This is a genomic window from Amylibacter sp. IMCC11727, assembly GCF_029854195.1.
Taxonomy (GTDB): domain Bacteria; phylum Pseudomonadota; class Alphaproteobacteria; order Rhodobacterales; family Rhodobacteraceae; genus Amylibacter.
Genome location: NZ_CP122960.1, coordinates 2,126,437 through 2,139,994, shown reverse-complemented (window position 1 = coordinate 2,139,994; position 13,558 = coordinate 2,126,437). Strand labels below are relative to the sequence as shown.

Below are 13,558 nucleotides of genomic sequence, written 5' to 3'. Positions count from 1 at the left end.
GGCGTGTCGTTTAAGGGATGCGCAACACCTGATCGCGGCTGCCTTTTTTGATGCGCAAGCTGCCTTCGCCAATGGCAGAAACTTTCCAGCCGCCCACTTTGTCACCGTTTTGTACTTTGACATACTTGCCAGAAGGCAGGCGGATCAGCGCGCGGCGTTTGTTGGGCGCTCCAAAGATGCCAACGAGGCTCATGCGGGACTTTTTAAAGCGGGATTTTTCAGTGGCGGCGCGGGCCACTGTTGCGCTGGTTGGCGGTGCGGATTTAACCGTGCCACGAGCGGATTTTGGCAATCTTGCGGTGCCCCGTGTGGCCCCCCCTGATGTGGACACGCCAGACGCGCCGCCGTCATTTTGAACGGCTGCATTTGTGCGCCGCGCTTCGCGGGTGACGCGTTGGACCACACGTGCGAGGCGGGCAGGGCGGACCTTTGGCATTGGGCTGATGGCCACGGCCTGTTTCGTGCCCCGAATGACAGGTGTTTCTTCTGCGGCGGCTTCTTCGGGTTGTTCAACTTCGGGCTCGGGATCCGGTTGTAAGATGCGCAGGTTGCTGGGGCGGGCGCGGGTGCGTTTGCCTGCCAGTGTTGGATCAGCCAAAGCGAGCAAGGATGTGCGTTCTTCGGGGGTGATGATGCGCAAGCTTGATGGGCGCACGCGGGCGCGAAGGCCAGACAAGGATGGGTCGGCCAGCGCGAGAACAGAGGTGTCTTCTTGGATCGCTTGAACGATGGTGTCTTGGGCGATGGCCGCGGCAATTTCATCCGTGGTGTCAGGTGTTTCTGGTGTGGCCTCTTCGATGGCGGATGCAACCAAAGCGGCAATTTCGGTGCTGTCTGTTTGTGCCGCGTTGTCATTCGTTTCGGTTTCAACGGAGGCCGTAATTTCGGCGACGGGGATGTTCAGATCAGCGGGTCTGATCCGTGCGCGCAGGCCGCGTAGGGCGGGGTCACCCAGAGCGGCCAGTTCGTTTTGTTCGGCCACCACCGCAGCGCGGTCTGACAATGCAGCAGGGCGCAAACGGGCGCGTAAGGGGCGCAAGGCCGGATCAGCGAGAGCCAGAATGCTGGGCGTTTCGTCAACGGTTTCGGGTGTTTCATCTGCTGCGATGACGGTTTCTGTTTCTGGCACAACCAATGTGTCAGGCCGCAAGCGGGCACGCAGCGGGCGCAATGCGGGGTCAGCCAGATCGAGGATCGTTGGCTCTGCTGCTGGGTCTGCGTCCTCTGTGGGTTCAACCGCTGCGGCGAGCAGCTCGGCAGGAACATTCAGATCAGACGGGCGCAACCGTGGGCGAAAGCCTGCGAGTTCGAGTTCAGGCGGCAGAGGGTCAACGCGATTGCGCGGTTCATTTGCCGGGCGACCCGCAAAAATGGTGATGTAGTCAGGGCCTGGAGTGCCTTCGACCGTTGGGATCAATGTGCCAGGTTCTGCCGTGATGGTGGACGGCGGGCGCACAGGACGTGCAGCGGGTTTGGTTGTGTCGTCGTCCACGCCAGTGCCTGTCGTGATGCCGCGTGGCAGTTGGTTTATCAGGGCCGGATCAAGCCGTTCGGACGGATCGGTCAGTGACGCAAGTTGGATCGGTTCCGCCTGCTCTGGTGCGTTCATCGGGCCGATTGTCATGGCGTCCTGAAGTAGAGTCACGATTTCTGCGTTTACAGCCACATTGGGCAGATCGCGGCGGGCTTCGGCGATTTGCAGATCGTTGGTTTTGACCTGTTTTGAAGACACAGAAATGGTCGGCTGATCGGCGGTGGCAGGGCGCAGGCGCGTGACCTCTGGCGTGGTGAGGTTGGAGCCAAGTTTGATCGAGGAGACCCGCATTTCTGGGTATTCGGTGACGGCCGGTGCTTCGATAAGGGCGGCAACGGTTGGCAAGGCAGGTGCCACATCTTGCAGACCGAGTTGTGTTGTGTCGACGCGAGGTGTTTCTTGCTCGATTGGTTCTGCAACAGGTTCGGCCACGGAGACGGGCTCTGCCACGGGTTCATCGGATTGTTCGACAACGGCAGCGGATTCGATGGGCAGTTCCGTGTCGGGTGTAGTGAAATAGGCAAAGCCGAAGTAACCAGCGGCCAGACCCACAGAGGCGGCGGCCACCCAAGGCACAAACCAAAGAGGTTTGGCGGCTGGAGCGGCCTGATCCAGCACGAATTTGGGTTCACGGTTGAATTCGCGTTCGGCGTATTGCGTGGTGAAATAGAGCGGTTCAAACCCGTTGGAGCGAGCGAAAGCGTCTGCTTCGATGAGGGTTTGACGGGCGACAATGCCCACAGGGGCCATGTTGCTGACGCCTTTTTCACCCAAGTCGAAGGAAATATCGGCCATGTCGAGGGGGGACAGTTCGGCGATTTGTTTTTGTGCGTGGCGGACAGCGGCTTCGCCTTCGAAAACGCCAACGCGGACCTTAGAGAGTAGAACTTCGGAGCGGGGGATGCGAATGACGGCGCGGCGCGCGCGTCCTGCTCCTTTGGCAACGCTGTCGCGCAGGGCAGCCAATTGATCCGCAAAATCAGCATCTGAGAGGGAAACGGAGCCAAGCGTAGACCATCCGCCACCGCTGCTGCGATGCCAAACTGCGACGCCTTCGTTCGATAAGTCGAGCGCAAAATTAGGTTTGCTGTCACCGATCATGATACGTGTACTCTTTACCCATGCTGCGCGGGTATACGATTCCTTTGACAATTGCCACGAAATTAAGGGGTTAGACCCCTATTGTAGCGGGTTTTCGCCAGATTTGGAAGGTTTCTGGTGGTGGTTGGGGTTCGCGCCTGTTTGGTATTCGTCTGCTGGTTCAATAGATGTGGGGTCTTATTGAGGTAGATCAAGGGGAATGTAATTTGATTTGGGCATAAAAAAGGGGGCGTTTCTGGCCCCCTTTTTCGTGTTCGTTGGTATTTGGTTAGTGTGCCGCTTTGGCCAAGGCTTGATCCAGATCGGCGATGATGTCTTCGACGGATTCGATGCCGATGGAGAGGCGGAGGACGCTGGGGCCTGCGCCTGCGGCTTCTTGTTGTTCCACGCTCAATTGGCGGTGGGTGGTGGATGCGGAGTGGATGATCAAAGAGCGGGCATCGCCGAGGTTGGCGACGTGGCTGAAGATTTCCAAGCTGTCCACCAGTTTGATGCACGCGTCATAGCCGCCTTTCACTGCGAAGGTGAACAGCGCACCCGTGCCCCGTGGATAGAGTTTTTTCGCACGGTCAGCGTAGGGGGAGGATTTCAGGCCAGCATAAGTGACGTAATCGACGCGTGGGTCATTTTCGAGCCATTCAGCCACTTTTTGTGCGTTTTCAACGTGGCGTTCCATGCGCAAGGACAGGGTTTCCATGCCCACAAGCGTGTAGTGCGCCCCTTGCGGGTTCATAGTCATGCCAAGATCGCGCAAGCCAATGGCGATACCGTGGAAGGTAAAGGCCAGTTCGCCAAAGGTTTCGTGGAATTTTAGGCCGTGGTAGGCGGGTTCTGGTTCAGACAAGGACGGGAACTTGTCGTTTTGGGACCAGTCAAATCGGCCTGAATCAACCACACAGCCGCCTGTCACTGTGCCTGAGCCTGTGAGGTATTTGGTGGTGGAATGCACCACCAAAGTTGCGCCCATCTCAATTGGGCGACAGAGGTATGGTGTAGCGGATGTGTTATCTACGATCAGGGGGATGCCCGCCGCATCGGCGATTTTTGCCATGGCTGGGATGTCGGTAACATAGCCGCCGGGGTTGGCGATGCTTTCGCAGAAAATCGCGCGGGTGTTTTCGTCAATCGCGGCTTTGACGGCGTCTTCGTCGTCCATATCCACAAATGTGGCGGACCAGCCGAAGCGTTTGATTGTTTGTGAGAATTGGGTGAGCGTCCCGCCGTAAAGCCTTGTAGATGCTACGACATTCATACCTGGGGACATCAACGGAAACAGCGCCATTATCTGGGCTGCGTGGCCAGAGGAACAGCAAACTGCACCAACGCCGCCTTCCAGAGTTGCAATGCGTTCTTGTAGCACGGCGACGGTTGGGTTGGTCAGGCGGGAATAGATAAATCCCACTTCTTGGAGGTTGAACAGCGCCGCCGCGTGATCCGCGTCGCGAAACACGTAAGCGGTTGTTTGGTGGATCGGGGTTTGGCGTGCGCCAGTTGCGGGATCAGGGCGCGCACCTGCGTGGATTTGTAGGGTGTCAAAGCCGTATGATGGACGATCTGTCATGGGTCTCTCCGATGGGTTTCTGTTTTTCTGTATTTATGCGGATTGTCGTAGGGTTCACAACCGCGAAGAAATAATGCCCGTGTTAAAGCCTGCTTTGCGCAGTTCGCCAAACAGGCGTTGGTATTCGATCTTTGGACATTTGTTCTGGATCACATTGAGGCCGTGGGCGCGGGCCCGTTCGGCGGCGTCTTCGTGTTCGACGCCGATTTGCATCCAGACGGTTTTAAGATGTGGCATGAGGTATTCGAGTGCTTGATCGAGAATTTCTGGCACGGCCTCGGGTCGGCGGAAAATGTCGATCATGTCCACTTTGGCATCTTTGAGCGTGGAAAGGTCTGCATGGACGACCTCGCCAAACAGGGTTTTGCCTGCCTGACCCGGATTGACGGGGATCACGCGATAATTGCGATTGTGTAAGTAACGCGCCACGAAATGGGAGGGGCGCACGGGATTTGCGGATATGCCAATGCAAGCGATGGTTTTGGTATCGCGTAAGATGGAGCGGATTTCGGCGTCTGTTTGGGTCATACGCAAGGGTATAGGGGGCGCAGGCGGGCTGGGAAATAGCGATTTCGTTTTTTGGTGAAATGCGACAGGTCTGATGACGGGAAAAGGCAAGACTTCGGCAGAGGATGGGACAGACTGGAGTGGCGAAAAAGGGAGTTTGCGATGATCCAAGAGCCGCTAGATGTTTTGTTTGAACAGCTGAGACACTTGCATAATACCCATGAGGCAGTGGGCGGGTTTTGTGCCTTTCCTGATGACGTTCGGCCGCAAGCTGTTTCTGCGTTTACCGTGCCGTCTGCGGATTTGTTTGTTGCAGAACAGGGGCTTGGCGACAGTAACTGTCCTGCGCTGCGTGATGCGTTGGTGGCGGTGAGCCCAGCGATGCAATGGCGTGAAACCTATAAGGAAACGAATATCGGTGCGGAATTCATGGATCGGTTCGGCTGTTTTGAGATCATTGGGCGGGACGCGCCATTTGCCAGTGAAAAGATGCGCAGCTTTATGGTCTATCACCCGCCGCATTTGCATTACCCATGGCACCATCATCCCGCAGAAGAGCTGTATATGGTGATCGCAGGACAGGCGGAGTTTCATTTGAAAGGGCGTGAAGCGGCGGTTTTAACATCGGGGGACACATCGTTTCATCCCGCAAACGTGCCCCATGCGCTGACGAGCCATGAGCATCCAGTTTTAACCTATGTGGTCTGGCGTGATGATTTCGATGTGGCGCCTGTGTGGAGCACGGCGGTTTAGAGGCTACAAAAAAGCGCCCCACGCAGGGTGCGAAGGGCGCTTTAGATTTTAAAGTGATGAATTAGTGGCCGTACAGTTCGGTTGGAACCACATCGAGTTCTGCGCCGTTTTGGGACCATTCAAGGATAAGACAACTGCCGCCTTTGCGCTGCCAGTAGAGCGCTTCGACTTCGTACCAGCCTGCGGTTTTGATGCTGACTTCGACTTCGCCGATGGGGTCACAGGGGCGTTTTGCGTCCACTTTGGCGATTTGCTGGCCGCCAATCGACAAATCCAGACCGTCATTGGAATAGGTTTCGAGTGTGTACGTGCCGGGCGCATCAAAGCGAATGTAACCTTTGATCCGTGCGGCAACTTTGGTTTCTTTCTTTGACGTCAGGGCCATCGGCTCGTCATCCGAGCTGAGGTAATCGAGACCTACAAGCGGCGTGCCTGTTTCTGATTTTACGCCAAGGGCCACGTAAGCGTCGCGCAGAGATTTCACGTCTTTGGGGTAGGCGTAATCGACGGCGAGGCCGGCTGACACAGAGCTTGGTTGCGGGTTGGCGAGTTTCAGTTTCAGCGGTTTGGCATCCACTGCGCCAGCAAAAAGCGCCAGTGTTGCGGCCATTGCTGTAAGGTGTTTCATGTTCATTTTGGTCTTCCTCCCAAGGTTCCAGATGCGAGTGTAGCCATGCAGGGCGTGGGGACAAGGGCCATAATTTTAAGGAATGGGCGTGTTGCCCATAAAAAAGCGTCTGAGGCGAGTGCATCAGGCGCAAGGTGTGGAACGAGGGACAGTAGTCTGAAGCAGGACGTTCCTAATCGATCTGCCTCTGCAATGTCATGTAGGTGGGAAAACGCGAAAGTTAAGGGGCGGTAATATATTTGTGAACAGGCGGACATGCAAAAAGCCACCCTTTCGAGACCTCAGCCAAACGGGGGAACGCTGCGGCTTGTCGAAAGGGTGGCTTTAACTTTGCGCCTGTTCAGGGCGTGGATGGATTAAAAATCATCCAAAGTATACGGCCAGTTGGCATCAGCTTTGCTGATCTCACCTGGAATGTCTTTCTGCCACTTTTTCTGAATCGCCTTGGAGAAGTTCAGGTAAAGTTTGCCATCCACGATGCGCCATGCTTCGGGCACTGTTGGAGCAACCGCACCGCGCGCCATCGCGTAGGCACAGTAGCCGCCGTATTGTGGCGCGTAGGCTTCTGGGTCTGCTTCAAATTTGGCTTTGTTTTCAGCGCTTGAGAACAACCAAGTGGAGCCTTTGTATTTCAAAGAGTGGCTTTTGGAGCCAGCAACAGGTTTGCTTTCGGTGAAGTAGGCCACCGCATCTGTACCGTCGATGGCGATTTTGCCTTCGGTGTAAACGGGTTTCGCGCGGGCGTTTGCCACGGCTGGGACCATAAGGGCGGCTGCGCCAGCCAGAAGTGCAGTGCGTCGTGTAAGGTTCATGAGTAATCTCCTGATTTCGTGTTGAGACCAGTGGTATCAGGGAACAATCGAGCGCGATAGCGGGGCTCGCGCGGATGTGAGATTGGGTTACCGAAGTCGTGACGCTTCGTACAGGCCAACGGCGGCTGCGTTGGACACATTGAGCGAGCCAAAGTCGCCCGCAAAACGAATTTTCGCAACGATATCACAGGTTTCGCGGGTTAGTTGCCGTAAGCCCGGTCCTTCGGCGCCCATCACAAGCGCAACAGGTTGTGTTGCAGATTTTGCCAATTCATCGGCCAGAATTGTTTCACCCAGCCCATCAAGGCCAATAATGAAGTAGCCCATTTCCTTGAGCGCCTTCATGGATGTGGCGAGATTTTGGATTCGCAAATAGGGCTGTCGTTCGAGCGCACCAGAGGCGGTTTTGGCCAATGCGCCTGTTTCCGGGGCAGAGTGACGGTGGGGCGCGATGACGGCCCGCGCGCCGAATACTTCGGCAGAGCGCAGAATCGCGCCAACATTGTGGGGGTCGGTGACGCGATCAAGCAGCAGAACCACAGGATTTTCGCCCCGTGGCGCGCAGCGTTCGGACAGGCTGCCCCAATTGAGCGGTGCAACCTCGAGCGCGGCCCCTTGGTGAACGGATTGTGGATCCAGTGGTGCTTTGAATTTGCGCGGATCTTGGATTTCGGGTGTCATGCCCGACGTTTTGACCGCGTCATCAAGTTTCGTGGCTGCATTGGGCGTTAAGATTAAGCGCAGCTTTTCACGGGCAGGGTTTTGCAGGGCGTCGCGCACGGCATGATGGCCAAACAGCCAAACAGTTTGCGGTTCGCTGCCGCGTTTTTCCCGTTCTTTTTCAACAACCCATGTGGGTTTTTTGCCCTTTTTCGCCATTATAGAGCCTTTCGCGTTGAGCCTCGATCACTTGGTGGTGATGGTGAGGTATGTACCATGCTGATCCGTGTAGCGTTTCGCAAAAGGCTGATGTTTCAGGTTTACCGCAAAACGTTTTAACAGACCTTTTTATCGCGCAATCCCCGTGTCGCAGATGCGCGGACTTGCTGCAAGGGGGCGTAGATTTCAAAAGGGGTGGAATTTCATGTTGACGGGGGCGAATGAGGCGGCTATTCCGCCACCATGTTGGGCGACGGGCTGCAAGGTGCGGCAGCGGACTGTAACTCCGCCGAGGTGACTCATGCTTGGTTCGATTCCAGGGTCGCCCACCATAAATTTCACAATATAAGATTAGTATCGAAGCGCATACCTTGGGCTAGTGCGCTGGATTTTGGCTGTCTTGGATTGTGCGTATTTGTTTCGGCCATGTGGATCGGATGTACGCGAGGATGTCCCAGATTTCTGCATCTGACAGTGTGTCCCCGAACCCTTGCATGCCGCTGTTGAAATCGGAAAGCCCACGCAGTGCGAGTGCATCGCGGCCGCCGAGTTTTGTGTAATCAAACAACAGTTTATTGTCGTGGTGCCACGTGTGCCCGCTTTGGTCATGGGGAGGTGCGGGCAGCACGCCGTCTTGGTTTGGGGTTTGCCAGTTTTGCTGCCCTTCGAGGTTGACGCCATGGCAGGAGGCACAGTTTTCTGCATAAAGCTGTTGGCCTGCGTTCACATCGCGATTGTTCCACTCATGATCAGCGAGCGCATGTGTCGCATACAGACAGCAGGTAAAAACTGCGCCAAAGGCAAAGGAGGGTCGGTGCATGATCGTTGTGATCCTTTTTGTTTTTTAGGGAAGGCTGGGCCTGCGATAACTTCGCGGATTTAGACCAGTTTAAGCAGCATCCACAGGGCCATGCCGATCATCATCAGGTTTTCGGTAAGCGAGACAAAGCCAAGGGGGACCTTGCTGTCACCGCCGACACAGGCGCATTTTAGGTCGCGTTTGTCGATGTAGACCGCTTTGAACACGCTGATTGCACCGATGGTGGCGACGATCAGGGCGGCAGGGGCCGAGAGCCAAGTGAAAGCGCCAGCGACCATCAATAGGCCCGCGCCCGTTTCAACGAACGGATAGACATAGCCGTAGCGGACCCAGCGTTGCGCCAGAAGGTCGTAGTTTAGGAACATGGTGGCGAATTTTTCCACGTCTTGGAGTTTTTGTAGACCGAGCAAAACCATGGAGATAGCGATGAACCATTCAATCGTGCGCCCTGTGAAGGCCGTTCCAAGGGCAACCCATGTGAGCGCGATGGCGAGAAGAGCCGCGACTGAAAAAAGGGCGATGACGGGTTTGTAAGTGGTTGTGGATTCGGATTTGACCGATTTGCCGAAATGGGCGCTGAGGTCATCAAAGCCGCCGATGCGCGTGCCGTCGATAAAGGTTTGCGGCGTGGTTTTGACGTTGTGTTCCGCCTTGAAGGCGTCGACCGCGTCACGTGTTGTGAGATGGCGGTCTTCGACGGTAAAACCTTGGCGTTCCAACAGGTCCTTTGATTTCAGCCCGTAGGGGCACATGTGGTCTGTCATGACCATGCGATAAAGAATGGCTGTGTTGTCGGCGTCTTTGGGCATGGAATCACATCTTTTGGTTTGTCAGTCTGGGTGCGCGGTTGTGCGGCACGATTCTGACAAGCATAGGCCTTCCAGTAACTGGAAGGTCAAGAGATGTGACAGAGCAGTTGTGCTGTGCCTAAGGCGTTTCGTCCACAACCGGATTTGAACAAACGCCAATGCCTTCGATTTCGACGGAAATCACATCACCGGGTTTTAAGAATCGCGGCGGTGTGCGGGCATGGCCGACACCAGGTGGAGTGCCCATGGCGATCATGTCGCCTGGTTCAAGCGTGGCAAATTCGGAAATTGTTGCGATGGTTTTATCCACTGGCCACATCATTTCGGATGTGTTGGCAGATTGCATGACATCGGTTCCGATGCGGCTTTGAATTTTGAGGCCAGCGCAGCCGTCTGGCAATTCATCTGGTGTGACAACGATGGGGCCAACTGCGCCGGTGTTGTCAAAGTTTTTGCCTGGGGTCCATTGGTGGGTTTTGCGCTGATAATCGCGCACTGAACCATCGTTGAACAAGGTATAGCCAAAGACGTGGTTATAGGCGTTTTCAGGTTTGATGTGACGTCCGCCAATGCCGATAATCACCATCAGTTCCACTTCGTAATCGAGCTTTTCTGATGCGGTTGGGCGTACCATGGGTGCCCCCGCAGGCATAAGAGAGTTACGACCGCGCATAAACAGGGCAGGGTAGGTGGGGATTTCATAGCCGCCTTCTTTGACGTGATCCACATAGTTCAGCCCCAGACAAATGGTTTTGCCCGGACGTTCCACAGGAAGGGCGGGCACGATATCGGATACGGCGATTTGGGGGGCGTTCGCGATTTCAGATTTCAGAGGTTCCAGCGCACCTGGCGTGTTGATCAGGCCCATCAGATCGGTGCCAATTTCGGGTGACAGTTCAGTCAGATTGACGGCGGTGTCGCCAGTGACCAAAAAAACAGAAGCTGCGTCGTTATGTTCCCCGACCAAGTATCGCATGGGGTATCCTCTTAAGTCATTTCTTATTTGCCCGAATAGGCCCCATTTTGCTGGGGATAGCAACTTTTGTTTCGTGCAAAAGCAAAACCAATCTGCGAGTGATCATTTTGGCTTTGTGCAAAAGCAGAGCAACAGAGTGTATTCTGTGCCTTGACCATTTCGCCCCATTAAAATACATCGAAAAAACTTCGGTGCGGGTATGGTGAAATGGTATCATAAGAGCCTTCCAAGCTTAAGGTGCGGGTTCGATTCCCGCTACCCGCTCCAAAAGACCATGCAGCCGTCGGATCGGTTTGGTTTCGGCCTGCAACTGTGACAGGCAAAGGCACCATGGCGCAAGATCAAGGCATAGATGCAGACCCGTTGATGCGGGAGAAGTCCAAGACGGTTGGACCGTTGCGCGGGCTTGCGCCGTATTTGAAACCCTACACTTTAATGATTGTGTGCGCGCTGCTGGCGTTGGTGGTGACGGCGGGATTGTCGTTGATTTTGCCGCTGGCCGTGCGCCGCGTGGTGGATGGGTTTTCTGCAGGAACCACTGGGCAGATGGACCAGTATTTCGGGGCGGCCATTGGGGTTGCGGCCTTGCTGGCCGTGGGGACGGGGTTCCGATATTATTTTGTAACGCGGTTGGGCGAACGGGTTGTGGCCGATATTCGCATGGCGGTTTACAACAAAATGATCGGCATGAGCCCCGCGTTTTTTGATCGTGTGATGACGGGCGAAGTGTTGAGCCGCATTACAACGGATACAACGTTGATCCTGTCTGTGATCGGGTCGTCAGTATCGGTGGCCCTGCGTAATGTGCTGATATTCTTTGGTGGGTTGGTGTTGATGTTGTTCACATCGGCCAAGCTGACGGGGGCGGTTTTGTTGATTGTGCCGCTGGTTCTGGTGCCGATTCTGGTGTTGGGGCGGCGGGTTCGCACCCTGAGCCGTGAAAATCAGGATAAAATCGCCGAAAGTTCTGGTAATGCGAGTGAGACCCTTTTGGCGAGCCAGACCGTGCAAGCGTTTACCCATGAGGCCATCAGCCGCGCGCGGTTTGGAACGTTGACAGAACAAGCGTTTGACGCGGCACGTCAAAGGATTGGCGCACGGGCCTGGATGACTGTGATTGTGATTTTCCTGATCTTTACAGGGATTGTGGGGGTTTTGTGGCTGGGTGCGCGGGATGTGCGCAATGAAGTGATTTCACCCGGCGCTTTGGTGCAGTTTTTGATTTATGCGATTCTGGTGGCAGGATCGGTGGCCGCGCTATCGGAAATTTGGTCGGAATTGCAACGGGCCGCTGGGGCAACGGAACGGTTGGTGGAATTGCTGTCGGCCAAAGATCCGGTGGTTGATGCAGAGACGGCCCGTGATTTAGCCGAACCTGTGCGCGGGGATGTGAGTTTTGATGGCGTGACGTTTCAATACCCATCGCGCCCGAATGCGGCCGCGTTAGAGCGTTTTACCCTTGATATCAAGGCAGGAGAAACCGTGGCGTTGGTGGGGCCGTCTGGGGCCGGGAAATCCACGGTGTTCCAGTTGTTGTTGCGGTTCTTTGATCCCAGCACGGGGCGTGTGACCATTGATGGGATGGATATTGCGCAGGTGCGGCGCGAAGCGTTTCGAAAACACATCGCCTATGTGCCGCAAGACCCTGTTATCTTTGCCACATCTGCAATGGAAAACATTCGGTTTGGACGCCCTGATGCCACGGATGCGGAGGTGATTACCGCAGCCAAAGCGGCGGCAGCGGATGAGTTTTTATCGGCGCTGCCAGATGGGTATGACAGTTTCGTTGGGGAACGTGGTGTAATGTTATCTGGGGGCCAGAAACAGCGGATTGCTATTGCGCGGGCCATTTTACGCGATGCCGCTGTTTTGTTGCTGGATGAGGCAACATCAGCATTGGATGCAGAAAGCGAACGATTGGTGCAGGCGGCGTTTGATCAGTTGTCGCAGGATCGAACAACATTGGTTGTGGCGCACCGATTGGCGACGGTGAAACAGGCGGATCGGATTGTGGTACTGGATGGCGGGGCCATCGTGGCACAGGGCACGCATGATGCGCTGGTGGCTGAAGGCGGGCTTTATGCGCGGCTGGCAAAATTGCAATTCACCGATGGATCGCTGGGCTGATCGCAGGTTTTTCTGTTTGAAATCAATGAGCATGGTTAATGCGGGGTTAATTTAGACCCTGCATTTATGAAGCGTCATATCAGAAGCGTCATATATGACGCGTCTAAAAAAGCGTCATTTATGAAGCTTCTAGGTGACGGTGTCTTTTTGTTTGAGAGCGTTTCGCGTTTAACCTGACTCACTTGGTGGTCGTTGAAAGACCTGCACGTAACTGCAATGGAACGCCTTTCGCGCAAGGCTGATGTCTCAGGTTTTTCGCAAAACGCTTTAACTGTGAAGATCAGTACAACAGGGCATCACGGTCGTCTTGGGGCATATCGGTATAGGCGGCCGCCTTCCAAACCAGAAACCGACCCGCGTTAAACCAAACGGCCAGGGCTTCGCGTAGGGTCATTTTCACGCCTGCCATAACGCGATTCCCGCGAAAGCGGCGGGCATGGACAAGGGTGATGTCTTTGCCGCCAAAGGCTTTGAATGTGGCCCAGCTGCGGGGTAGGTGAAAGCCTTCGGTGACGAGGACAATGTGATCTGCGTCTTGCCAATCAGGTTTGGAAAACAAAGCGTTTTGTAAGGTGGAGTAGGATTTGCCTTCAAAGCTGGTGGCGGATTGGGGCACGCCGCGTTTGATGGCGCGTTCTGCCATAACCTGCCCCGCAGACGGGGCATTGGGAGAGGCAAGCCCCCCTGTGAAGTGAATGCGCGGGGCAACGCCTGCTTTGAACAGGGCGGTGCCTTTGTCCACCCGCACCGTGGAAGAGGTGTGCAGTGATCCGCGCGGGGACATGCCGCCGCCCAGCACAACGATCAAATCTGCTTTGATATCAGTGGGTTCCCAGAAGGGTTGCAGCGTGGCATAGCCCGCAACGCCCATCACAGTGACAAGATAAATCATCACCATCCAAGACAGGAATGTACGCAAGACTCGAAAAAGCGGCATCAGGACCCCTCGGTTGGCTTGAAATCCAGTGCCAAGGCTGGACCCCGTGCGCGGAATAGGCCATATAAGGCGAAGTCAGACAAGGCGCGTTTGGGCGCGGTTTGACCACAGAAA

General features: G+C 55.4%; 12 protein-coding genes and 2 tRNA genes. 4 read left to right on the top strand and 10 right to left on the bottom strand.

All coding sequences use genetic code 11. From position 1 onward, the window contains the following. Positions 1-10 precede the first annotated feature (10 nt). From QBD29_RS10795 to QBD29_RS10785, 3 genes are all read right to left on the bottom strand, one after another. Positions 11-2,635 carry a hypothetical protein gene (locus QBD29_RS10795; RefSeq protein ID WP_280098102.1) on the bottom strand — a complete coding sequence of 875 codons (2,625 nt, stop codon included), beginning with the start codon at positions 2,633-2,635 and terminating at the stop codon, positions 11-13. A 268-nt stretch (positions 2,636-2,903) separates the two neighbouring features. After that, positions 2,904-4,196 (bottom strand): O-acetylhomoserine aminocarboxypropyltransferase/cysteine synthase, encoded by a 1,293-nt coding sequence (locus QBD29_RS10790; RefSeq protein ID WP_280098101.1) that lies wholly within the window; start codon positions 4,194-4,196, stop codon positions 2,904-2,906. 54 nt (positions 4,197-4,250) lie between these two features. Continuing rightward, on the bottom strand, positions 4,251-4,724 hold the full coding sequence (locus tag QBD29_RS10785) for a CoA-binding protein (RefSeq protein ID WP_280098100.1): 474 nt from the start codon (positions 4,722-4,724) through the stop codon (positions 4,251-4,253). A gap of 141 nt (positions 4,725-4,865) precedes the next feature. Between QBD29_RS10785 and QBD29_RS10780 the strand changes: the two genes are divergently transcribed. Beyond that, a complete protein-coding gene (locus QBD29_RS10780; protein ID WP_280098099.1) occupies positions 4,866-5,456 on the top strand; it encodes a dimethylsulfonioproprionate lyase family protein in 591 nt (196 codons plus the stop codon). A 61-nt stretch (positions 5,457-5,517) separates the two neighbouring features. Here QBD29_RS10780 and QBD29_RS10775 read toward each other — a convergent pair whose 3' ends face one another. The 3 genes from QBD29_RS10775 to rlmB form a co-directional block, all read right to left on the bottom strand. After that, on the bottom strand, positions 5,518-6,090 hold the full coding sequence (locus QBD29_RS10775) for a PA14 domain-containing protein (RefSeq protein WP_280098098.1): 573 nt from the start codon (positions 6,088-6,090) through the stop codon (positions 5,518-5,520). Positions 6,091-6,440: 350 nt separating this feature from the next. Beyond that, positions 6,441-6,896 (bottom strand): YHS domain-containing (seleno)protein, encoded by a 456-nt coding sequence (locus QBD29_RS10770; protein ID WP_280098097.1) that lies wholly within the window; start codon positions 6,894-6,896, stop codon positions 6,441-6,443. An 87-nt stretch (positions 6,897-6,983) separates the two neighbouring features. After that, positions 6,984-7,775 carry a 23S rRNA (guanosine(2251)-2'-O)-methyltransferase RlmB gene (gene rlmB, locus QBD29_RS10765; protein WP_280098096.1) on the bottom strand — a complete coding sequence of 264 codons (792 nt, stop codon included), beginning with the start codon at positions 7,773-7,775 and terminating at the stop codon, positions 6,984-6,986. A 248-nt stretch (positions 7,776-8,023) separates the two neighbouring features. Here rlmB and QBD29_RS10760 point away from each other — a divergent pair. Then, positions 8,024-8,107 (top strand) — tRNA-Tyr (locus tag QBD29_RS10760). Between the two features lie 44 nt (positions 8,108-8,151). Here QBD29_RS10760 and QBD29_RS10755 read toward each other — a convergent pair. The 3 genes from QBD29_RS10755 to QBD29_RS10745 form a co-directional block, all read right to left on the bottom strand. Next, positions 8,152-8,595: a cytochrome c gene (locus QBD29_RS10755; RefSeq protein ID WP_280098095.1), complete on the bottom strand. Its 444-nt coding sequence runs from the start codon at positions 8,593-8,595 to the stop codon at positions 8,152-8,154. A gap of 59 nt (positions 8,596-8,654) precedes the next feature. After that, positions 8,655-9,404: a glutaredoxin gene (locus QBD29_RS10750; RefSeq protein ID WP_280098094.1), complete on the bottom strand. Its 750-nt coding sequence runs from the start codon at positions 9,402-9,404 to the stop codon at positions 8,655-8,657. A gap of 118 nt (positions 9,405-9,522) precedes the next feature. After that, a complete protein-coding gene (locus tag QBD29_RS10745) occupies positions 9,523-10,380 on the bottom strand; it encodes a fumarylacetoacetate hydrolase family protein (protein WP_280098093.1) in 858 nt (285 codons plus the stop codon). A 193-nt stretch (positions 10,381-10,573) separates the two neighbouring features. Between QBD29_RS10745 and QBD29_RS10740 the strand changes: the two genes are divergently transcribed. Next, positions 10,574-10,647, top strand: a tRNA-Gly gene (locus tag QBD29_RS10740). 63 nt (positions 10,648-10,710) lie between these two features. Then, the gene (locus QBD29_RS10735; RefSeq protein WP_280098092.1) at positions 10,711-12,507 is read left to right on the top strand and encodes an ABC transporter transmembrane domain-containing protein; all 1,797 of its coding nucleotides are present in this window, start codon (positions 10,711-10,713) and stop codon (positions 12,505-12,507) included. Positions 12,508-12,787: 280 nt separating this feature from the next. On the opposite strand, the gene QBD29_RS10730 is transcribed toward QBD29_RS10735, so the two are convergent. Next, positions 12,788-13,444: a YdcF family protein gene (locus QBD29_RS10730; protein WP_280098091.1), complete on the bottom strand. Its 657-nt coding sequence runs from the start codon at positions 13,442-13,444 to the stop codon at positions 12,788-12,790. Positions 13,445-13,558: the final 114 nt, after the last annotated feature.